The organism is Desulfovibrio porci, from assembly GCF_009696265.1.
In the GTDB taxonomy this organism is placed as follows: domain Bacteria; phylum Desulfobacterota; class Desulfovibrionia; order Desulfovibrionales; family Desulfovibrionaceae; genus Desulfovibrio; species Desulfovibrio porci.
This window is the reverse complement of sequence record NZ_VUMH01000006.1, coordinates 112,396-132,858: the sequence shown is the minus strand read 5'-3', so window position 1 is coordinate 132,858 and position 20,463 is coordinate 112,396. Positions and strand designations below refer to the sequence as shown.

General features: G+C 64.2%; 17 protein-coding genes. All 17 read right to left on the bottom strand.

Annotation, left to right across the window (positions count from 1 at the left end):
- Positions 1–25: 25 nt before the first annotated feature.
- The 17 genes from FYJ44_RS07645 to FYJ44_RS07565 all read right to left on the bottom strand — a co-directional run bounded on the left by FYJ44_RS07645 (position 26) and on the right by FYJ44_RS07565 (position 20,404).
- Positions 26–433: a Fur family transcriptional regulator gene (locus tag FYJ44_RS07645; RefSeq protein WP_154510843.1), complete on the bottom strand. Its 408-nt coding sequence runs from the start codon at positions 431–433 to the stop codon at positions 26–28.
- Positions 434–539: 106 nt separating this feature from the next.
- A complete protein-coding gene (locus tag FYJ44_RS07640; protein ID WP_154510841.1) occupies positions 540–1,871 on the bottom strand; it encodes a glycerate kinase type-2 family protein in 1,332 nt (443 codons plus the stop codon).
- A gap of 224 nt (positions 1,872–2,095) precedes the next feature.
- Entirely contained in the window at positions 2,096–3,718 is a 1,623-nt protein-coding gene (locus FYJ44_RS07635; RefSeq protein WP_154510839.1) for an FmdE family protein, read from the bottom strand.
- Between the two features lie 59 nt (positions 3,719–3,777).
- Complete coding sequence (locus FYJ44_RS07630; protein ID WP_154510837.1) at positions 3,778–4,683, bottom strand: 4Fe-4S binding protein; 906 nt, start codon at positions 4,681–4,683, stop codon at positions 3,778–3,780.
- Positions 4,680–5,204: a 4Fe-4S dicluster domain-containing protein gene (locus FYJ44_RS07625; RefSeq protein ID WP_288229937.1), complete on the bottom strand. Its 525-nt coding sequence runs from the start codon at positions 5,202–5,204 to the stop codon at positions 4,680–4,682. The genes FYJ44_RS07630 and FYJ44_RS07625 overlap by 4 nt, the downstream gene beginning before the upstream one ends.
- A complete protein-coding gene (locus FYJ44_RS07620) occupies positions 5,201–5,521 on the bottom strand; it encodes a chaperone NapD (protein ID WP_154510833.1) in 321 nt (106 codons plus the stop codon). The genes FYJ44_RS07625 and FYJ44_RS07620 overlap by 4 nt, the downstream gene beginning before the upstream one ends.
- Before the next feature lie 10 nt (positions 5,522–5,531).
- Positions 5,532–7,802 (bottom strand): nitrate reductase, encoded by a 2,271-nt coding sequence (locus FYJ44_RS07615; RefSeq protein ID WP_154510831.1) that lies wholly within the window; start codon positions 7,800–7,802, stop codon positions 5,532–5,534.
- A gap of 62 nt (positions 7,803–7,864) precedes the next feature.
- On the bottom strand, positions 7,865–8,311 hold the full coding sequence (locus FYJ44_RS07610) for a hypothetical protein (protein WP_154510829.1): 447 nt from the start codon (positions 8,309–8,311) through the stop codon (positions 7,865–7,867).
- Entirely contained in the window at positions 8,308–8,880 is a 573-nt protein-coding gene (locus FYJ44_RS07605; protein WP_154510827.1) for a cytochrome c3 family protein, read from the bottom strand. The genes FYJ44_RS07610 and FYJ44_RS07605 overlap by 4 nt, the downstream gene beginning before the upstream one ends.
- Before the next feature lie 504 nt (positions 8,881–9,384).
- Positions 9,385–11,493 (bottom strand): diguanylate cyclase domain-containing protein, encoded by a 2,109-nt coding sequence (locus FYJ44_RS07600; protein WP_154510825.1) that lies wholly within the window; start codon positions 11,491–11,493, stop codon positions 9,385–9,387.
- A gap of 234 nt (positions 11,494–11,727) precedes the next feature.
- Entirely contained in the window at positions 11,728–12,702 is a 975-nt protein-coding gene (locus FYJ44_RS07595) for a glucokinase (protein ID WP_154510823.1), read from the bottom strand.
- A gap of 52 nt (positions 12,703–12,754) precedes the next feature.
- Positions 12,755–14,206, bottom strand: a complete 1,452-nt coding sequence (gene rfaE1 / locus FYJ44_RS07590; protein WP_154510821.1) for a D-glycero-beta-D-manno-heptose-7-phosphate kinase — start codon at positions 14,204–14,206, stop codon at positions 12,755–12,757.
- Positions 14,207–14,250: 44 nt separating this feature from the next.
- The gene (locus tag FYJ44_RS07585) at positions 14,251–16,221 is read right to left on the bottom strand and encodes a glycosyltransferase (RefSeq protein WP_154510819.1); all 1,971 of its coding nucleotides are present in this window, start codon (positions 16,219–16,221) and stop codon (positions 14,251–14,253) included.
- Positions 16,222–16,231: 10 nt separating this feature from the next.
- Positions 16,232–17,413, bottom strand: a complete 1,182-nt coding sequence (locus tag FYJ44_RS07580; RefSeq protein ID WP_229772589.1) for an ABC transporter permease — start codon at positions 17,411–17,413, stop codon at positions 16,232–16,234.
- A gap of 156 nt (positions 17,414–17,569) precedes the next feature.
- Entirely contained in the window at positions 17,570–18,745 is a 1,176-nt protein-coding gene (locus tag FYJ44_RS07575) for a glycosyltransferase (RefSeq protein WP_154510816.1), read from the bottom strand.
- A gap of 16 nt (positions 18,746–18,761) precedes the next feature.
- Positions 18,762–19,283 carry a hypothetical protein gene (locus FYJ44_RS07570; RefSeq protein WP_154510814.1) on the bottom strand — a complete coding sequence of 174 codons (522 nt, stop codon included), beginning with the start codon at positions 19,281–19,283 and terminating at the stop codon, positions 18,762–18,764.
- Complete coding sequence (locus FYJ44_RS07565; RefSeq protein ID WP_154510812.1) at positions 19,280–20,404, bottom strand: glycosyltransferase; 1,125 nt, start codon at positions 20,402–20,404, stop codon at positions 19,280–19,282. The genes FYJ44_RS07570 and FYJ44_RS07565 overlap by 4 nt, the downstream gene beginning before the upstream one ends.
- Positions 20,405–20,463 lie beyond the last annotated feature (59 nt).

The window sequence follows — 20,463 nt, the reverse complement described above, 5'->3', positions numbered from 1 at the left end:
AAAACGCGGCTCGTTCCGAAAACGGCTACTGCACTTCGTTCTGGCGGCCCGCGCACTCATCGCAGATGCCGTCAAATTCGATGCGCGATCCCACGATGGAGGAAAAGCCCTCCACTTCGATGCCCTCCACAGGGGGAGTGGCCAGGGGCTGCATCACGTCGCCGATGCGCCCGCAACGCAGGCAGCGCACATGCTGATGCCAGGAAATATCCCCGTCAAAGCGTTTGGTGGAACCGGCCGCTTCCAGGCGGCGAATCTCGCCGCTGTCAGCCAGGAAGTCAAGATTACGGTAAACGGTACCCAAACTGATGCGCGGCAGGCGTTCCCGTACAATACTGTAGAGCTCATCGGCCGTGGGGTGGCTCTTCGTTTTGCGTAATTCTTCTAAAATCACGGCACGTTGCCGTGTCATTCTTGTCTGGATTTGAGCCATAACAGCCTCCATAATTTAGTAAAAATTACTGTTATCGGAGAGGGCTGTCAAGCCCCGGTTACCATGTTCTACAAATTGATTCCGCGGTGCGGCGGAGCAGACCCGTTCAGGGCCGCTCCACCAGAAGTACGGCCAGATCCATGACATTGGTACGGGTGGGTCCGGTCACCAGCAGATCGCCGCTCAGCGCCAGCGCCGCGTTGCTGTCGTTCTCGGCCAGCAGGGCGCGGGCGGCCTCCCGCCCTCCCATCCTGGCCACGCTGTCGCTGAAGGCAAAGCCGCCCGCCGCGTCCGTGGGGCCGTCCGTGCCGTCCGTCCCCGCGAAAAGAGCGCAAACGCGCGGCTGATCCTCCAGTTCCAGAGCTGCGGCCAGAGCCATTTCCTGGTTGCGGCCTCCCCTGCCCCTGCCCCGGATGGTCACTGTGGTTTCCCCGCCGGCCAGCAGGCAGAGGCCCTTGCCGTCCGGCCCCAGGCTCCCGGCGCGGCGGAGGGCCTCACCCGTCAATTCCACGGCTTTTTGCCGGGCCTCCCCCGTCATCTGGTCAGTCAGCACGCAGGGAATATAGCCGCAGGCTTCAGCGGCGACCGCGGCGGCATCCAGGGCCTGACGGTTGGTGGCCGCCAGAATGTTCTGCACTCGGCCGAAAAGCGGATCGCCCGGCTTGGGGGTTTCCGGCACGCGCCCGGCCAGACCGGCCCGCAGATATTCCCGCACGACCGCAGGCAGCTTGTCCTCAAGACCGAAACGGCCGAGTATTTCACGGCAGTCGGCAAAGCTGGAGGCGTCCGGCGCGGTGGGGCCGGACGCGATGACATCCAGGGGATCGCCGACCACGTCGGACACGATGACGCTGAGCACGGAGGCTCCACCGGCGGCGCGGGCCAACTGCCCGCCGCTGAAGGCCGACAGATGCTTGCGCACGGCGTTGATCTCATGAATGGCCGCCCCGCAGTCCAGCAGAAGCTGCGTGGTCCGCTGAAGGTCCGCAAGGCTCAGGCCCGGAGCGGGGGCCGGCGTCAGGGCGCTAGCCCCGCCCGTGAGCAGACAGATCAGCAAATCCTGTTCCGTGCAGGTCCGGGCCATGTCCAGCATGTGTTGGGTGGCCCGCACGCCGGACGCGTCCGGCACGGGATGCCCGGCCTCGGCCTGCCGGATGCGCTTCAGGGGCAGGCCATGGTCGTACTTGACTACAATGAAGCCCTCATCAATGCGCTGACCCAGCATGTCCTCCAGGGCCAACGCCATGGGCGCGACTCCCTTGCCCGCACCCAGCACCCGCACCCGGCGGCCCGCCAGATCCCGGCGGCGGCCGTCGGCCACAAGCCCGGCCCGGCCCGGCCCATCAAGGCGCAAATGGCGTAAAAGCGCGCCATCCGGGGCTACCGCCTCCAGGGCCGCGCCCAAAATACGCTGCAGTATTGTACGCTGTCGCTCCATATATGTCCCGACCGGACAAAATCAAGATACACAATTTTTACGCTTACATGTAAAAATTGAACCACCTCATCGTGATATGACTGAAGGTCGTAAATTAAGAGAAATTCTCACAAGCGTCAAGACGGCTCGGACGGAACCGGATTTCCGCCGAGGCCGCGGTTGGCGGCGCTTTTGCGTTGGCGCCATTTCAAAAGCGGCGCGCGTCAGAGAGAATCTCCGGGCGGTCAGCGCCCGAACGTGCATTTGGGGAAATCACAGCTCTTACATTCCAGGCAGAGGCCGCCGTGCCCCAGCGAGGCAAGGTCGGCCCGGCTCATGGCGATATTGACGAGCAGGCGCGGCAGCATCAGATCCAGAGCCGTGGTTTTGTAGAACAGCGCGCAGGCGGGAACGCCCAGCACCTGAGCGCCGCCGAGGCGGCCCAGCAGGGTCATGGCGCCGGGCAACACGGGCAGGCCGAAGAGCATATCCGTCAGACCGGCGTCCAGCAGTGCCTTTCGGGTCACGTCATCAGGGTCCACGGACAATCCGGCGGTGGTGACGATCAGATCCGCGCCCAGATCCAGCAACTGCGCGAGGGCCGCGCCGATGGCCGGGGCGTCATCCGGCGCCACGCGCTCGCCCACCACGGTGCAGCCCAGATTTTCGGCCTTCTGGCGGATAATGGGGGCGAAACGGTCCTGAATCAGGCCCTGGAACACCTCCGTGCCCGTGACCAGCGTGCCGACCCTGGCCTTGCGCATGGGTCGCACCCGGAATAACGGGCCGTCATCCAGCAGATTCATGGCCTTGAGGAAAACCGGACGCGGCAGGAACAGAGGAATGGCCCGGCTGCCCGCCAGGCGCGCGCCTTTGCGGACCACGCTCATGCTGTGGCGCGTGGCGCACATCACATCGGGCAGCAGGTTGAAGGCCGTAAGGCGCTCCCGGTCCACCTCGAAAAGCCCGTCGAGATCGGCGCAAAAATTGATCTTGCCCTCGCGCGGCTCGCCCTGCGGCACGACGCCCTCGCCAGGCATGAGCCCGGCAAAGGCCCTGGCCGCCGCGTCCTCATGCACAAAGTCCGGATTGTCCCCGGCGGCCTCCTCGGTATAGACCCGAAAGCGCCCCATCTGCTGCAAACGACAGATATCGCCCGCATCGAGGTTTTGCCCGGCTGTGAAAGCCGCGCCCTTGGACTGCTGCGGCACGATCCTGGTCATGTCGTGCAGAGCGTGCTGCCCCACAGCCTGCTCCACGGGCACCGCCGTCAATTGCGGCTCGTGAAAGGCCAGGCCGGGTCCCTGTTCATAAGGGCTGTCGCCCTGGCAGGAGCGGCAGATCCTGCCGAAAGCCGCCGGATACCATTCCCCGCAGAGGGGACAGCGCGCGATGGCCCCCTTGCCTTTGCGCCGCAGCAGTTCGGGCCTGATCCTGATATGGCTCAGGCTGAGCATGTCCATGGCCGCTTCGGCCATTTCCGCGCGCAACAGTTCCGGTTCCTGCTCGGATTTGGGTTTTTCCTTGAGCAGCCAGATACGGGTATGCGGCCAGCAGTCCAGCTTGTCCACGTCCAGGCGCACCCGCACGCCTTCGCCCGTATACTTGTCATACAGCGAAAGCGCGTAGATGCCGAAATTGAAAATACGCAGCCAGCCGTTGCCCACGGTGCAGGGCGTGAGCATCTGCACGGCGTCGGGCAGGCATTGCACGGTTTCGGAAACGGCATCGAAAAGAATGCCTTCCGGCAGGGCGCGGCGGGCCTTCTCCACCATATAGCCGCCGATGATCACGCCGGGAGCCGCGTGTCCGTGGAACTTGAGCACTTCCGCCATAAACTCCGCATGCGACCACTGCCCGATACCCATACCGCGTTCCTTTTTATAAGAGGTCGACCGGCGGCACACGCGCCGGTTGAAAAGAAAAGCTATGATCCGATCCCGCCGCCTCCCGGCTTGTGCCGTACAGCGGCGCGCCATTGCCAGCGCAACGCGCCGCCGCGCCCGGCGCAGGCCTTAAGGCAATCGCCGCACATTGTGCAATCCCGCCGGGACGGGCCGTCAAGCTGGCGCGGATTGAGAGCCAGCGAACAGGCCGCGCGGCAGGGTTTTTCCTCCTTGCAGGTGCAGTCTATCGCCCTCCAGCGCACGCGCAGGCCCGGCAACCGGGCGGGCAGACAGCGCGCGGCCAGCCCCAGCAGCACGGACTGAGGACAGATATACCGGCACCAGAAGCGTTTGCCGCTGAAGGCCTCCACCGCCAGCAACGCTCCCGGCAGAGCGAGGATCCCAAACAGCAGAATCGGCAGGGCCGCCGCAGTCGCGCGGCCCGCTTCCTGCCAGACGACCAAAGGAGCCAGTGAAAGCTCGCCGGGCATGGATATCTGGCTCAGCAGGGGAAAGCCCAGAGCAACCGCGCCCGCAAGGCCCAGCAGCACGATGCCGGCCTTGAGCAGAAAAGCCCTGTCCCGCCATACAGGGCCGCTTTCCGCCCTTGTACCGGCCGCGCGTCGCCGTAGGCCGTAAATCAACTCTGAAAACAGGCCGTAGGGGCATATCCAGCTACAGAACACCCGGCCCAGCGACAACGCCAGCGCCAGCGACAGCGCGGCCCCCGCCAAAAGGCGGCCCGCGGGCGCGAAACCTCCGGCGGCTACCTGCAGGACGGCCACGGGATCGGCGAAAGGCACGCCCTTGAGGTCCAGGGCGAACAGGCTGCCGCTGATCCACTGAACGCCCAGGGCGTTAAGCCAGGGTAACAGGCAGAATACTAACCCGGTCAGGACCTGGACGCAACGCCGCAAAGACACATACAGGCTAAAAACGGGCATCATGCGCCGTCTCCGGGAGCTTTGAGCGTCGGCGCCGCCGTGGGCGGCGTCCAACACACGGGCGCGGGCAACACTTCCACGGCCTGAACCGGGCAGACATATTCGCAAACGCCGCAGCCCACGCAGGCCGTGGTGACCGCCGGGGTGACGCCCCCGGAGAGGACCACCGCGCTGCCGCGCAGGGGGCAGCGGTCATAGCAGGTCATGCAGATGGTGCCGTCCGTGTAATTGTGGCAGCGGTCTTTGAGAATATAGGCCCGCCCCATGCCCGCGCGGCGCATGTCCGTCACCGACGGGTCCAGCGCGCCCGAGGGGCAGACCGGCGGGCATTTCATGCACAATCGGCACGGTTCCCTGCGCGGATTCACACGCGGCGTGCGCCGCTGGCGCCCGAAGCCGCCCATCAGCTCCAGGCTCTGATGCGGGCAGACCTCCACGCACCGGCCGCAACGCACGCACAAACGTGTAAAATCCTCTTCCGATGCCGCGCCCGGAGGGCGCAACGGCGGCTGGAACAGGCTCACAAAGCCCCCCTCCCCGGCGCGCCGCCGCAACGGCGGGGCCTGTGCCCGCCATCCGGCGGACAGTCCATATGGCCCCGGCCGTCCAGGTCTTCCTCATAATTGACGTAAGCCACATCCAGTTGCAGCACGTGATCCAGGCCGTTCAGAGCTTCCAGGTCCTCCTGCAGACGCCGGGACGGGCTTTCCAGCACCGCCGCCAGCTTGCAGCCGTCTTCCAGAGCCCGCACGTCCACGATGCCGTGAAAGGCCCGCAGGGCCTCGCGCGTTTCCGGCAGGCGTCCTTCCGTCACACTGAGCACAATACCCGCGATAGCCATGGCAGCCTCCTCAGGCTTTCCGGATGCGCGCCGCGCAGATCTTGTACTCCGGCTCGCGCGAAGCCGGGTCCGTGGCGTCCAGGAAAAATTTGTTGACCAGCTTCTTGGGATCAAAAAAAGGCACGGCGATCAGGCCCGGACGGCAGACATCGCTGACCCTGGCCGGAAGCTCCATGGACGCGCGCCGGGTTTCCACCACCACCGTGTCGTCCTGCCTGATGCCGGCCGCGGCCGCGTCCTCGGCGTTGATTTCCACATAGGCCGCCGGGTTGGCCTTTTGCAGTTCCGGCACCTTGCCGGTCATGGTGGCGGTGTGCCAGTGATCAATGACCCGCATGGAGGTCAGGTAAAGCGGATATTCCGCATCCGGTTCTTCCGCCGCGCCCTTGTAGGGCCGCATCCAGATCACGGCCTTGCCGTCGGGCTTGCCGTAAAAGAAGAAACGGTCGGGATGATCCGCGGGCACGTTGGGATCCTGCCCGCGCACGTAGCGCAGGCTTGTGCCCGGATGGTCCTCGCCGGGGCAGGGCCAGATCAGGCCCGACTCCTTGCGCAGCCGGTCACGGGTCATACCCCAGAAGTCATAGGTGGTGCCCTTGGACACCATGCGCCATTCGTTCCAGACGTCCTCGGCGTTCCTGAAGTTCACCAGCTTGGGGTCCACGCCCGCGCGCTTGGCGAATTCCACCAGGGTGTTGACCGTGGGGCGGCACTGGGCCGGCGGTTCCACGGCCTTTTCGGTCAGGGCGTAGCGCCGCTCGCCGCAGCCGTAGACGCCGTCGCGCTCGCACCAGAAGGCCGGGGCCAGCACCAGGTCGGCGTATTGCAGGGTTACGGCGTCCGGAAAAGCCTCAATGCAGACGATAAAGGATTCCGGATTGGACATGGCCTTGTGGAATTTGTTCAGGTTCGGCAGGGTCTGCGCCGGGTTGGTTTCGCAGATCAGCATGCATTTCACGTCGCCCTTGCCCAAGGCTTCGAACAGGGCCACCGTGTGGTAGCCGGGCTTGGGCGCGATGCGGCCTTCCGGCAGACCCCAGAGCTTTTCCATCTCGGCCCGGTGCTTGGGATTGGCCACCATGCGCCCGGCGGGCAGCAGATGGGAAAGCGCGCCGCCGTCGCGCACGCCGCCGCAGGCGTTGGGCTGGCCCGTGAGCGAGAAGGGCGTGGCCCCCGGACGGCAGATCTGGCCGGTGAGCAGATGGAGGTTGTGAATCAGGTTGTTGGCCGCCACACCCTGCACCCGCTGGTTGATGCCCATGCACCAGAGGCTCATGGTCGCCGGGGATTCGGCAAAGGCGCGGGCCGCCGCATAGATCTGCTCCACCGGGATGCGGCAGATCTCCGCCGCCTTTTCCGGCCGGAAATCCTCCAGAAAGGCCTTGTAGCCTTCAAAATCCGAAGGCTTGCCGTCCAGTCCCATAAAGTTGACGTAACGCTGCCAGAAACGGGGATTGTCCAGCTCTTCATTGATGATGACCCAGGCCATGCTGTGCATGAGGGCCAGGTCCGTGCCGGGACGGAAGGCGATATGCAGATCCGCGATGCGCGAGGTGTTGGTGCGGCGCGGGTCGGCCACGATGATTTTGACCCCCGGCTCCATCTGCTTGCGGCGGGCGATGCGCCGGAAAAGCACGGGATGGGCCTCGGAGGTGTTGGAGCCGATGATGAAAAAACAGGTGGCGTGGTCAATGTCGGCATAGGTGCCCATGGGCTCGTCCTTGCCGAAACTGGTCAGGTAGCCGCCCACGGCAGAGGCCATGCACAGGCGGGGGTTGCCGTCCACGTTGTTGGTGCCGAAGCCGCCCTTGAAAATCTTGTTGGCCACGTAGGTTTCTTCGGTCAGGCACTGGCCCGAACCGTACCAGGCCACGGAGTCCGGCCCGTAGGCGTCGATGCTGGCGCGGAACTTTCGGGCCATCAGGTCCAGGGCTTCGTCCCAGCTCACAGGTTCCAGCTCGCCGCCCTTGCGGCGGCGCAGCATGGGCTGGGTCACGCGCTCCCTGGAATTGAGCACCGGAATGAGCATGGAGCCCTTGAGGCAGAGCAGCCCGGCGTTGTGGTTGTTGGGATCGCCCTGAATGGCCACGGCCTTGCCGTTTTTGACGCCGACCATGACGCCGCAGCCCGTGCCGCAATAGCGGCAGACGCCCTTGACCCATTTGTCCGGCCGGTTGTCGTCCGCGGCCTGGGCCAGGGTGGCGAACCCTGTGCCCGAAGCCGCGGCCACGGCGGCGGACATGGCAAAACAGCGTAAAAATTCGCGACGGGAAGCATTCATATGTTCAACCTCGTTGTTGCCGGAATGTCTGGTATGCCGATCCGTAGTACGGTCCGCTTGTTTTACAACTCCGTCTTGGCGCTGGGCTGGCGGTACTGATAGGCGCCGCCGTGCATGGCGCTCTGGTGGTATGGATGACAGCTGCTGCAATCGTTGCGCTTGCCGAACTTGGCCTCCATGCGGCTGATGGACAGGGAGTGGCAGCGCGCGCAAACTTCCACGCCCGGCGTGCGGGTGAAAGGCAGCGAGCCCTTGCCGTCTGGCATGCCGTGGCAGGTCTGGCAGCGCACCAGGGTGACGCCGTGCTTGCTCTCATACCATTCCTGCGCCACGCGCGGCGTGGCTTTGACGTGGCAGGCATAACAGTCTCCCGCCATCTGCGGCGAGTCCAGGTGCTTGGCCGCCTCGCAGCGCACGGCCGGAAAGGCCCAGGCCATGTACAGAAAATAGCCGCCCACCAGCACAATCACCGCGAGCAGGGAAAAGAGCAGTATTTTGCAGTACTTCATGAACGGCTCTCCTTGAGTTTCTGTGCGAACTTCCGGTTATGGGGAATGCGCTCGTCAAAAACGGGCAGATGGGCGAGATTTTGATGGCAGCCCACGCAACCGCTGCGCGCCTGGCCGTTCTTGCCTTCGTAATTGTCGTGAGCCAGCTTGCCTTCCTTGGAAACGGGACCGTCGTTTTTGGCGTTTTTGCTCAGGTCCTGATGGCAGGCGCGGCAGTTGGCGTCGTCGGTGAAGCGGCGGGCCACGGGCTGCATGGCGGCCCGGTCCAGGTCCGTCCCGCCGTCAATGTTGTGCATCCAGAGGTCCTTCAGACCCAGCCAGGCCTTGGCCCCCAGCATGCGCGCCAGATTGCCCGAGGGGATGTGGCATTGGGAACAGGAAATCTCTTTGCCCTGGGCATCCTTGGCATGGGACGAGAGCTTGAGCTCATCCTGGTAAACGCGCATTTCATGACATGACAGACAGAATTCCGTGCCGGAAGTGTAGGACACCCCCGCACCCGCCAAGACGACGCACGCCACAAGGATTATGCCGCCCATAATCCAGACGCGTTTTCGAGGATACGGCATGGGCTTTTCTCCTGGCTGATGGTACGGCCGCCCGCGCGGCCGGGAACAGAAAAAAGCGCTCTCCCAACCCGGTAACGCCGCATATGCCGCTGTCGGCGCTTTCGGCCAAAAGCGTTCACCAAGTCTGCGGCGCCTCTGCCGTCCGCCTCCCCCATGGAGACGCGCGGCCGGGGTTGAAAGTTTTTTCCAATGAAACGGGATTGCTGGAACAAATTAAGCAATTGGCATGCCAGCAACACGCTTTTAAAAATAATTGTGATTTCAAGGGATAAGAGAAAAAGAGCACAAGCTGAACGGATGCGCTTTTCAGAAAAAAATGACAATTGTCATGCAAACATGACAAAGCGGGAGAAAAAGCGGACCGCCTCATGGAAAAGGCTCCGCGCGTTTTTATGCGCTGAAAACAGCGAAACATGAAAAAACGCCGTGCGGGCACGGCGTTTCAGCGTCGCGGCGAATGCCGCGAAAAGGCATCCGCCCGGAAGCTTGGATTGAAACCGCCCCCTACTCCTCCAGGTCCGGATGATAGATGACGAAGCGGTCGCGGCCTCGCCGCTTGGCCTCGTAGAGCGCCAGGTCGGCTTTTCTGTAGAGTTCGTCAAAATTCGCGCCGTCCAGGGGAAAACGGGCAAGCCCCAGGCTGCCGGTAATGCTCAGACCGCCGCCGTAATCCTTGGCCGTGGCGCCGCGCAGCGCTTCCAGGCGTTTTTCCAGTTCCCGGCCTGCGGGGATATGCGGCAGAAAAACCACAAATTCGTCGCCGCCGAGACGACCGCAGAGATCGTGCCGCCGCAGCACGTCACGCAGGGAGTCCGCCACGCTCTTGAGCACCTCGTCGCCGAACTGGTGGCCCCGGCTGTCGTTCAGCAGTTTGAAGTTGTCCAGATCCAGCATGATCAGGGCGTGCTCCATGCCGGACGCGCTCCGGCGCAGCATTTCCGTGACCCGCTCGACCACGGTGGCGCGGTTCAGCAGGCCGGTCAAGGCGTCCAGCTCCAGAAGGCAGCGCAACTCAAGATCTTTTTTCTTCTGAGCGTCAATATCCTTAATCAGGATGAAGGCCTTGACGTCATTGGTCAGAGGGTCAGGGACGAGCTGGATGCCGGCTGACGCCCAGTAAAGGCTGCCGTCAGCGTTGAAGCGCCTGTGCTCGAAGTGTATCTCGCGCTGACCGCTGTAGAATTTTCCCAACAGTTTTTCCCGATCAAAAATACTCTGATAGGCGGGCAAATCCTCTTCATAAATATAGTGGCTGAAAATATACTCCATCGTTTCTGAAAAAGATTTCACATCTTCCGGAAGCGAACCGGAGTTGCGGCGCTCGTTGCCTTCATAAATATTTTTCGTCAGATTGAATTCATAATAGCCGATACTGTTTTCCTGCTGCGTTTTGAAGAATTGAATCCATTTCTGGTAGGCCAGTTCCTTCTCGCGCTGTTCAGTGACGTTTTCATAGGAGATGATTGAGCGTCGGGGATTGCCCTCGGTATCGAATATCAGCGTGTACCTGCCGCTGAACCATTCAAAATGGTCCGCAATTTTCAGCTTCACATTGGTCTCGCCGCTGGGAATGCCGCGCTGCATGGAATGGTAAAAGCGCAGAAAACTTTCGACGCTTTCCTCCGCCACAATGCCGTTGGTCACGAAACTTTCAGGCACACCGGGCATCGCGGGCGGCACGCCCAGCACGGCGGCGTCCTCCTCCGACTGGAAAAGGATGTGGCCGACAGGATCGTACACGGCCATGACCTTGCCGGTGTGCCGGAAAGCGATACGGCTTTTTTCCTCGCTGAGACGGAGATCCTCTTCCATCCGCTTGCGCGAGGTGATATCGAAAAGCACGCAGGTCAGATAGCCGGGTTCCTCGGGGTCCAGCCGGCAACGGATCAAAGCCCAGAGCACTTTTCCCGCGCTGTCGAAAAAGCGGTGTTCCAACTCGAAAAATGTCCGGCCCTGCGCGATGTTTTCCCGTATCGTGCTCCGGACCATCTTCATATCGCGCGGATGGATGAAGGCCTCAACGCTGTGCAGATGCCGTTCCGCCGCCTTGCCGGGCGTATAGTTGAGCATGGAGTAAAAGTAATTGTTGGCATAGATAATGCTAAGGCTGTCATCGGCGGTGACCCGGCAGATGCCGCAGGGCAGCGCGTCCATCAAATCCTGCAACTGTCGGCCGCGCTGTTTCAGCCGCTCGCGCAACGCCACTTCCCTGCCCAGATCCCGGCAGACGCTGACGGTAATAAGGCATCCGTCCCCGGCAAGAAGTGCCCTGCCCGCTTCGCGCAACCAGACGGCGCCGCCGTCCTTTTTCATCACCCGGTATTCCGCGCTGAAGGCGCGCCCTTCCGGCGCGGCCTCGTCCACAATGGCCCGCGCGCGCTCCCTGTCCTCCGGATGAATGACAGCGGCGTAATAACCGCCGGTTTTTTCAAAAAATTCCGTGCGGCTGTACCCTACACAGGCCAGAAAGGCCTCATTGACGTAGATGAGCGGATAATCCTTCTCCGCCCCGCAGACCACCAGGGCGCAGCTCAGGTCGTCGCCGCCGATCCTGAAAGGCGTGGCGGGCATGCCCTGGAGGGGAGTAAATTCGATGTCCTGTTCAGCAGCCATAATTCTTCCATTGCCGCCTTCCGTCGCCGGGCTTTGCCCCGGATTTCCCGGGACAGCATGGGAAAAGGCATTCCGGTTCCGGCTGACCAGGGCCTCGCCGGAGACCTTCGCCGAAAACGGGGGATATCGCCCGGACACGGCGGCCTGCGCGGGGATCGGGCTTGCGGCGGATATGCTTTCTCTCTTCAGCCGGACTTCGGGATGGGGCAGGCAGCCCTGTTTCGAAGCCCGCGCTCAATGCGCCTCGCGGCGCAGTAATTCCAGGCCGGCCTGGGCCGCCCCCCACAATCCGCTGTTTTTGTTCTCAATCAGATAAACGGGCACGGAGCGGACCAGGGCGGCGAAATGCGGGGTGGTATACAGCTCTTCCAGAAAATAGTCGCTTGTAACGCTAAGCGGATTGCGGCTGGCGATGCCGCCCGCGATCCACAAACCGCGGCGGCACAAGGTGGTCAGAATCCAGTTGCGGCAGGCCCTGGCGTAAAAACGCGAATACCAACGCAGGGTCGGAGTATCCCGACTGAGGGCGCGCGCGCCCACTTCGCGGGCCTCCAGGTCTTCGCCGCTGAGGTAGCGGTGCAGGAGGGAAAGCCCTTTGCCGGTGAGGACGTCGTCGCCGCGCGCGAAGGGATAGCCCAATTCCCTGCAAAGAAAGTTGTGAAAGTCGTTTTCCTCGTCGCCCGCAAAGGGAAAGGAGACGTGACCGCCTTCAGCCGGCACCGGCAGCCAGCCGCCGCGCCCGTCATGCACCAGGGAAGCCGTGCCGAGCCCCGTGCCCGCGCCCAGCACGCCCCGACCGGCCGTGGCCGGTATTTCGGCCTGTTCGGCGGGGCTGACCACACAACGCGCCTGCTCCCCGATTTCCGTCAGGCAGCCATAGGCCTCGGCGATAAAATCATTGATGACCCGGTAGCGGGCGACGCCGTAACGGCGCTCCAGGCCGGTGAAATCCACCCGCAAAGCGCCGTTGGTCAGTTTGCCGCGCAAACCGCCTTGTACCGGCCCGGCCAGAGCCAGTACAAGGGCGTCCGCCGCGCGCAGAGGAGTTTCCAGCTCACGCTCCAGAGCGGTCAGCACCATGTCCGTGTCCAGCAGACCGGCGGATTTGATCCAGACCACCCGTTCGAGGTTGAGACAGCCTTCAACCAGACTGAACGAGGCGAAACGGCAATTGGTTCCGCCGATATCGGCGGCAAAAATGCGCTGCATACGGCCTCCTGCGGCCAGAGTCTGGAGAGCGGCCGGACCAGACGGACCCTGCTCAGGCCTTCTCCGCGCCCATCCGGCGTACCAGATTGGTGGTGCTGCACCCGTCCACCAGATGGGCCAGATGCACGCGTCCGCCGTATTCCCGCACCAGATCCGCACCCACCACGGTTTCCACGGTATAGTCGCTGCCCTTGACCAATACATCGGGCCGCACTTGGCGGATCAGCTCCAGGGGCGTGTCCTCGTCAAAAAGAATCACCGCGTCCACGCCCTGCAGCGCGGCCAGCAGCAGCGCGCGGCTTTGCTCATTCTGGACCGGGCGGCCGGGCCCCTTGAGACGGCGCACCGAGGCGTCGCTGTTCAGCCCCACCACCAAGCGGTCGCCCAGGGCCACGCACTGGCGGATCAGGGAAATATGACCGGGATGGAGCAGGTCGAAGCAGCCGTTGGTGAAAACAATGCTTTCATTTCTGCACCGCCACTCCTCCAGCTTTTCCAGCAGCGCGGAACCGCCGTAGAGTTTGGGATTGTCGGCGTTTTCCCGCAGGGCCTGGTTCAGTTCAGCCAGGGACACAGGCGCGGTGCCCATTTTGCCCACGGCCACACCGGCCGCGGTATTGGCCACGCGGGCGCTTTCCTTCCAGTCCAGGCCCTTGGCCACGCAGGCCGCCAAGGTGGCGATGACCGTGTCGCCCGCGCCGGAAACATCGGCCACTTCACGCACGGCGGCCCGGATATAGCACGGCGGCTCGCCTCCGGCGAACAGGGCCATGCCTTTGGCCCCGCGCGTGAGCAGAATCCGTTCCAGACCATAGCTTTCGCGCAGGCGACCAGCCAGTGTTTCGCGTTCCCGCTGATCCGGCGCGTCACCGGACTCCAGGCCGCAGGCCAGGGCGAACTCGACGCTGTTGGGCGTCACGCACTGCGCCCCGGCATAGCGCCGCCACTGCCCGCCCTTGGGGTCCACCAGCACGGGAATGCCGCGTTCGCGGGCCGCTGTTATGACCGGCGCGCACAGGCCGCCGTTTTCAGCGTCGTCCAGCAGGACGCCCTTGCCGTAATCGGACAGCACCACCGCGCCGCAGGCGGGAAGGAATTCCAGAATTTTTCCGCGCAGGGCCGCGCTTTCTTCCGGACGCGGCGGCGCGATCACTTCTTCATCCAGACGGAGCAGTTGCTGGCCCTGGGCAATAATCCTGGTTTTACGCGTGGTGCTCCGGGCAGCGGAATACACCAGACCGTCGTCGATGCCCTCAGCGGCCAGCTCCCTGCGCAGAGACTCACCGGCCTCATCCCGGCCAGCCAAGCCGGTCAGAGCGACCTGAAGGCCCAGACGGGCCAAATTGCGGGCCACATTGGCCGCGCCGCCAGGAGCGGTCCAACGCTTGCGCACGCAAGCCACGGGCACCGGCGCTTCCGGAGAAATACGCCTGACTTGGCCGGCGATGTAATGGTCAAGCATCACATCGCCCACCACCAGCACGCGTACTCCCGTAAAGTCCATGGATATTTCCTTCCCGTGGCTCGCTGAAAACCGGGCAGGTCCGGTCAGGCTGTGCGAATGGCCCGGCTGAAGAGCGCGCCCAACCGGCTTTCGTTTTCCTGCTCATCCAGTAGAGCGTGGATGCGCGTTCGGGCCGCATTGCCCAGCCGGGCGCGTTCTCCGGGCTGCGCGGCGAGACGCTCCAGAGCTTGGGCCAGGGCCGCCGCGTCGTTTTGGGGCGTCACCAGACCGCTTTTCCCGTCCTCCACGGCTTCCGTCAGGCCCGGCAGGTCGCTGACCACCACGGCCAAGCCGAAAGCCATGGCTTCCGCCAGAGCCGAGGGCAGGCCGTCCGCATCGCCCTGACCGGTCCTGCGGCCCGGCGACACGAAGATGTCGGCTTTTTTATAGAAATCAGCCATGTTCTCGTGAGGCGTCTGACCGGCAAAATCCACAACCTTACGCAGGCCGAGACGCCAGGCAAGCCAGCGCAGACGCAGGCGTTCCGGCCCCTGGCCCACGATCTTCAGACGGAAATCCAGACCCCTGGCGCGCAACTGCGCGCAGGCCCGCAGCAACAGATCATAGCCCTTGCGGGCGCTGATGGTGCCCACGGCCAGAATCTGCAAAGGCTGCGCGCCCTGCTGGACGCCGGACGGCAAGGGCATGTCCGCGTCGTCCTCGGGCGGGGTCAGGGTCAGGGGATCGCGCAGCAGAACCAGTCTGTCCTCCGGCAATTCCGGCAGCAACTCCCGCAGGGCCTGCAGGGTGGCCCCGGTATCGCAACGCACAAAGACCGCCTGCGCCGCCTTGACGGCCCAGTCGTTGCCGGGGCGCGCCAGATCCTGGGCGCGCACGGAAAAGGCGAAAGGCAATCCCAGCAGGCGCGCGGCCACCCAACTGGCCGTGGCCTCGCTGTGAGCGCCGGTGGCGTACATAAATTCGATTTTTTCCTCCAGGCCCCAGCGGGCCAGCAATGCCCCGCAACCAAAGGCCCAGAGGTGCCCCGGCAAGCCCCGGCCCCAGCGGGAACGTACGGGCAAGTCACGCCAGAGCCCCCACAGAGAATGGGACGAGCCCCGCAATTGGCGGAACAGGGCCGCGCAGACGGAGAAAAAATGCCACGAGCCGATGCGGCGCACCGCCAGGGGCAGGGCATAGCCCTCCGGATTGCCCAGCAGGCCGCTGCCCCGGATGGCGTAAATGCGCGAAAGCAGGCCCGCGGCGTGCAGGCGGTGGGCCTCTTCCATCAGGTTCCGGCCCGACGCCTCGGGAAAGCGCTCGGCCACCAGCGCGCCGCGCACCACGGGCGGCGGCGGCTGCAACAGCGTCTGCGCCTCATGCTCCGGAAGCGGCGGCAGTTCGCGGCGGCGGCAGTGTAGGACGCCGTCCTCCAGAGTATAGATGCTGTCGCAGTATTCGGCCATTTTGGGGTCATGGGTGACCAAGACCATGGACACGCCGCCGGTATGGCAGAGCGTGCGGAAATTTTCCATGATCAGACGGCTGGTGCGGGCGTCCAGCGCGCCGGTGGGTTCGTCGGCCAGCAGAATGCGCGGATTGTTCACCATGGCCCTGGCGATGGCCACGCGCTGCTGCTCGCCGCCGGACAGGCGGTTGCTGCGGTAATGCACCCTGGCGGAAAGACGCACCAGTTCCAGGGCCCGGATCACCCTCTCCCAGCGTTCCTGCGGCGGTATTCCTTCATAAATCAAAGGGAATTCAACGTTTTCAAACACCGTGGAGTGCTCGAAAAGGTTGCTGGACTGCATCACAAAGCCCATGTTCCCGCGCCGGAAGGCCGCCGTCTGCTCACGGTTGAACGCGAGGACATCCGTGCCGAGGATTTCCAAAGAACCGGCGTCGGGCGCGTGCAGCATGCCCAGAATGTGCAGCATGGTGGACTTGCCGCACCCCGAGGGACCCATGATGGCCACAAGCTCACCGGCCTGCACCTCGATGTTCACGCCGCGCAGCACCGGCGCGAATCCGGCGTAACATTTATATAAATCTTTGGCGACGATAACCGGAGCCATGCTTCACCTTTTATTCAAAACGCAGGGCGGAGACCACGTCCATGCGGCTGGCCTGAAGGGCCGGATACAGACCTCCGGCCACACCGATAAGGGCGGAAAAGACAATGCTGCCCGAGCTGCTGGCGATCAACAGAGGGTAGGAGATGCCCGTGCCCAACGACCACGCGCCCACCTCCACCAGGACAACGCCCACGACAATGCCCAATATGCCGCCGGCCACGGATTTGCACAGGGCTTCCGCCAGGAACTGGGCCAGAATATCCGTATCGGAACCGCCCATGGCCTTTTTGAGGCCCACCTCTCGGGTGCGGGCGCGCACCGCGGCGAACGTGCCGTACCAGATGCCGAAGCCGCCCAGCATCAGCGACGCGGCGATGCCCAGCCAGAGCAGGGCTTCCACCCACATGAAGGTGGTCTTGATGCGCTCAAGCTGTTCCTCCTGGGTGCGGACGACCAGATAGGGCGCGCTCTGATGCTCGCGCACCACTTCCGGGATCAGCCGGACCAGGGGCGGCACGTCTTCCCAGCCAATGGCCCGGATAAACAGCCGCGTCACCTTGCCGCCGGCCCAGTTGCGGTCCATCATGGTGGTATAGGGCAAAAAGCCTCCCTGCCCCCAGCTGCCCAGCATCACGCCGCTGACCACGCCCACCACTTCAAAGACGTCTTTTTCCAGAAACAGCAATTTGCCCAGCGCGTCGGCAGGATCCCCGTACAGGTTGCGCGCCGCTTCACGCCCCAGCATACAGACGCGGCGGTGGCGCTCCATGTCATCCGCGTTAAAAAGCCGACCGGCCACCAGGGTCAGGGAGTAGACCTCGGCGAAGTACTGATCCACGCCGATGAAATCCACGTTCATGGAGCGCTCGCCTTCGCCGCGCAACGTGAACATCCTGCCGCCGCGCAGATTGCGGCTGACCATGCCCACGCCCGGCAGGGCGCGCAGGGCCTCCACGGTTTCAGGATAAAATTCGCGCTGGGGCTGGCCGGGATACTGCTGGTCGTCCATGTAGATCTGGATAACGTTGACCCCGCCCATGAGCACCATATCCTGGCCCACTTTATACCGGATTTCGCGGCCCAGCACGGAAAGCGCGATAAAGGCGGTAATACCCAGGGCGATGGACAGTATCACCCCGAAACCGCGCTGGCGCACAACCTGCCGGAGGCTGACGCGAAAAAGATCGGACATGGCGATCATAACGCAACTACCATATGAAAAAGACGTGAAAAAGCCGCGCCGCACGGCCGGGGCTCCGCCCCGCCGCCGACTGGCATCAGTTTATCCGCTATGTTCTTACTCCGGGCCGGGATAAGTGTCAAAACGCGTTTCTCCACCGCGACAGCCTCAACGCCGCCGCACATTGAGCACGGTTCCGCCCTGTCCCACCGTGTAGACCCTGTCGCGCCAGACAATCGCCTTGGCGGGAATGCTGCGCAGATACACCAGGACGAACATGCCCGCCGCGCAGACAAAAGCCCATATCCAGCGCCCCAGCGGCACAGGCCGGGGCAGAAAATCCCGCCAGGGTCCCAGCGTACCGGCCAGGGCCGCCAGCCAGAGCAGGCCCAGCAGCGAGGCCGCCCCGCTGCCCAGGCCCAGCAGGCCGCCGAGCAGCGCAAGGCCGGCGCAGACGGGCGGCAGGGCCATCAACGCGGCCAGCACGCCGAGCAGCAACCACTGGCCAGGCATGCAGAACTTGAGAAAAAGCACCTGGCGCTCCATCCAGGCTCGCCAGACCGGCAGGCTGTGATCCGCGGCTTCAGTGCTCAGCAGCGCGGCGGCGCACAGACGCACATGCACGCCTCGACCTTGCAGCAGGGCTCCCAGAGAACAGTCGTCCACCACGTTATGCGCCCAGAGTTCAGCCACGCCGTAGCGCTCAAAAGCGTCCCGGCTCATGGCCATGGCCCCGCCCCAGGGCTGGGTGAAGGCCGAAAGAGCCTGCAGAAAACGCATCAGCAGCACACTGAGCGCATAGGCCAGGGTGACCGGGCGCCGGTCACGCGGCTCCACGGTATGATAGCCGGTGCTGAAGGCTGCTTCGCCCCTGGCCACCGGCCCCCCAAGGCAACGCGCGAAGTCCGGCCGGGCCAGATGGGTGCTGTCGCAGAAAATATAGACGTCGGCCGCGTCGCCCACGGCGGCCACGCCTTGCAGGCTGTTATGGTTTTTCTGGCCGCAGCCGTCGGCCGGACCGGCCACCACGTGCCGCACTGCGGGAAAATCCTCGCGCAGACGGCGGACCAGTTCCGCCGCGGGTTCTTCCGCCGTGGCCGTCACCAGCACCGGCATCAGGTCGGGATAATCCTGGTTGAGCAAACTTTGCAAGGCATCGGCCATGCGCGGGTGCGTGCCCGCCACCGGAACAATCATGGCGGCCCTGGGCCAGCCGCCCGGCGGCGCAAAACGCCCGCCCGCCCGCTCTTCCTCCGCCTTGCGGATCAGAGCGCGCCCGCAACGGGCCAGAAGATACAGCAGGCCGCACTGGGCCAGGCCCACGCAAAACCAGAACGCCAGCATTGGATACTCCTGAGCGCTATTCCGGCAGGGGAGCGCAATCTTCAGGCGCAAGCGGCACATCCTGGATGCGCTTGCCCTCAAGCTTGATCTTCATGCCGTTCTTGAGGTTGATTGTGCCTTCCACCTTGTCCGGCGCGCTCAGACGTCCCCTGAAAGTATGCCCGGAAGAATGGGAGGCTTCGATGGCATTGTCTTTTACAGTGCCGGTAAAGTGGTAAACATCCACCTGGCCGTTGGCAAGACGCAGGTGCAGGACGCCCCGCACCGCGCCCTGGGCGGAAACGCACATCCCCACCCGGAAGGAGGACGTATACAGAGAACCTGTCCAGAGCTCCCTCACTTCCACAGGAGCCTCCACCGGGGGCGGGGAAGCCGGGGGCGGAACGTCTTTTTCTTCCGCCGCGGCATCAGTGGCGGCGGGCGGCGCGACTACGGACGGGGGATCGGCCAGCGCCGGGGCGCTCCGGATGAACCCTGACGACAGCGCCGTGAGGAGCGCGACCAGCAGCGCGCGGGAAAAAGCGGACAGCGCGCTCATGCCGTCTGCTCCCCGCTCCGTCCGGCTGACGCCTGTTCCCGCCCGGCTTCCCGCCAGAGCCGCTCGAACAGGGCCTGATGCGCCTCCACCATGGCCGTGAAGGAAAAATCCCGCTCCACCCGGCCGCGCCCGGCCCGTCCCAGAGCATCTCCGGCCTGCGGATCGTCCAGCACGCGCAGACAGTTGCGGGCCAGGGCTTCGGCGTCTCCGGCCTGGGACAGAAAGCCGTTGACCTTTTCCTCCACCAGGCGGGGGATGCCGCCCACCGCCGTGGCGCAGACCGGCAGTCCGCAGCTCATGGCCTCCAGAATGACGTTGGGCTGGCCCTCGCGCACGGAAGCCAGCGCGAACATCCGGGCCGCGGCGTAATGCTCCCGCATGTCCATGCCGCCGGGGAAGAAATCCACGCGCGCCCCCGCCGCACGGCCTTGCGCCCAGCGCTTCAGGGCCGCCTCCTCCGGGCCGTCGCCCACAATACGCAGGCGCGCCTCAGGGCGGCTTTGCAGAATCAGCTCAAAGGCCCGCAGCAGGGTCAGGTGATCCTTGTCGCGCGCCAGGCGCGCCACGCACAGAATCACCGGCTCCCGCGCGGACGGATCCGTGTCTCCGGGCCGGAAAAAATCCACATCCACCCCGTTGGGGATATAGCTCAGATGCGCTTCTGGCACGCCCATGCTTTGAAGCGTGCGGAACAAGGCCTCGGAATTGCAGACCATGTGCCGGGTCAAGCGCCAGAGCCAGCGCTCATGCTGGCGTTTGGGCCCGCCGCCGCCCCGGCAGGTGCCCACTATCACGGGCACGCGCAACGCGCGTCCCCAGATCCGGCCCCAGATGTTGGGCAGGGCCGTGCAGGGCACCAGAATGTCCGGGGCCGCCCGCCGCAGGGCGGCGGCCAGGCGCAGAAAAAACAGGGGGGCCGCGCGGCGTGACGCGCCCAGATGCGTCAGGCGGATGCCCGCCTCGCGGGCCGCCTCATCCAGATCAGTGGCTCCGGTAAGTGTGAGCATGGCCGGAGAGAAGCGCTTCCGGTCCAGACGGCGGGCCAGTTCCAGAGTCTGGCGCTGGGTGCCGCCGAAGCAGAGATCTTCCATAAGAAAAAGGACATTCAAGGGTCGCGTCATGTGGCTCCTGTGCGAAAGCGCGCTCCGCTACGGATTTCGCGGCCGCGCTTGCCAGCATA

Coding starts and splice junctions, on each gene's coding strand:
- FYJ44_RS07585 (WP_154510819.1), bottom strand. CDS start 16,221: ATGGCTCCGGTTATCGTCGCCAAAGATTTATATAAATGTTACGCCGGA.
- FYJ44_RS07615 (WP_154510831.1), bottom strand. CDS start 7,802: ATGAATGCTTCCCGTCGCGAATTTTTACGCTGTTTTGCCATGTCCGCC.
- FYJ44_RS07595 (WP_154510823.1), bottom strand. CDS start 12,702: ATGCAGCGCATTTTTGCCGCCGATATCGGCGGAACCAATTGCCGTTTC.
- FYJ44_RS07575 (WP_154510816.1), bottom strand. CDS start 18,745: ATGCTGGCGTTCTGGTTTTGCGTGGGCCTGGCCCAGTGCGGCCTGCTG.
- FYJ44_RS07580 (WP_229772589.1), bottom strand. CDS start 17,413: ATGTCCGATCTTTTTCGCGTCAGCCTCCGGCAGGTTGTGCGCCAGCGC.
- FYJ44_RS07565 (WP_154510812.1), bottom strand. CDS start 20,404: ATGACGCGACCCTTGAATGTCCTTTTTCTTATGGAAGATCTCTGCTTC.
- FYJ44_RS07570 (WP_154510814.1), bottom strand. CDS start 19,283: ATGAGCGCGCTGTCCGCTTTTTCCCGCGCGCTGCTGGTCGCGCTCCTC.
- FYJ44_RS07635 (WP_154510839.1), bottom strand. CDS start 3,718: ATGGGTATCGGGCAGTGGTCGCATGCGGAGTTTATGGCGGAAGTGCTC.
- FYJ44_RS07620 (WP_154510833.1), bottom strand. CDS start 5,521: ATGGCTATCGCGGGTATTGTGCTCAGTGTGACGGAAGGACGCCTGCCG.
- FYJ44_RS07645 (WP_154510843.1), bottom strand. CDS start 433: ATGGCTCAAATCCAGACAAGAATGACACGGCAACGTGCCGTGATTTTA.
- FYJ44_RS07640 (WP_154510841.1), bottom strand. CDS start 1,871: ATGGAGCGACAGCGTACAATACTGCAGCGTATTTTGGGCGCGGCCCTG.
- FYJ44_RS07600 (WP_154510825.1), bottom strand. CDS start 11,493: ATGGCTGCTGAACAGGACATCGAATTTACTCCCCTCCAGGGCATGCCC.
- FYJ44_RS07605 (WP_154510827.1), bottom strand. CDS start 8,880: ATGCCGTATCCTCGAAAACGCGTCTGGATTATGGGCGGCATAATCCTT.
- FYJ44_RS07610 (WP_154510829.1), bottom strand. CDS start 8,311: ATGAAGTACTGCAAAATACTGCTCTTTTCCCTGCTCGCGGTGATTGTG.
- FYJ44_RS07630 (WP_154510837.1), bottom strand. CDS start 4,683: ATGATGCCCGTTTTTAGCCTGTATGTGTCTTTGCGGCGTTGCGTCCAG.
- rfaE1 (WP_154510821.1), bottom strand. CDS start 14,206: ATGGACTTTACGGGAGTACGCGTGCTGGTGGTGGGCGATGTGATGCTT.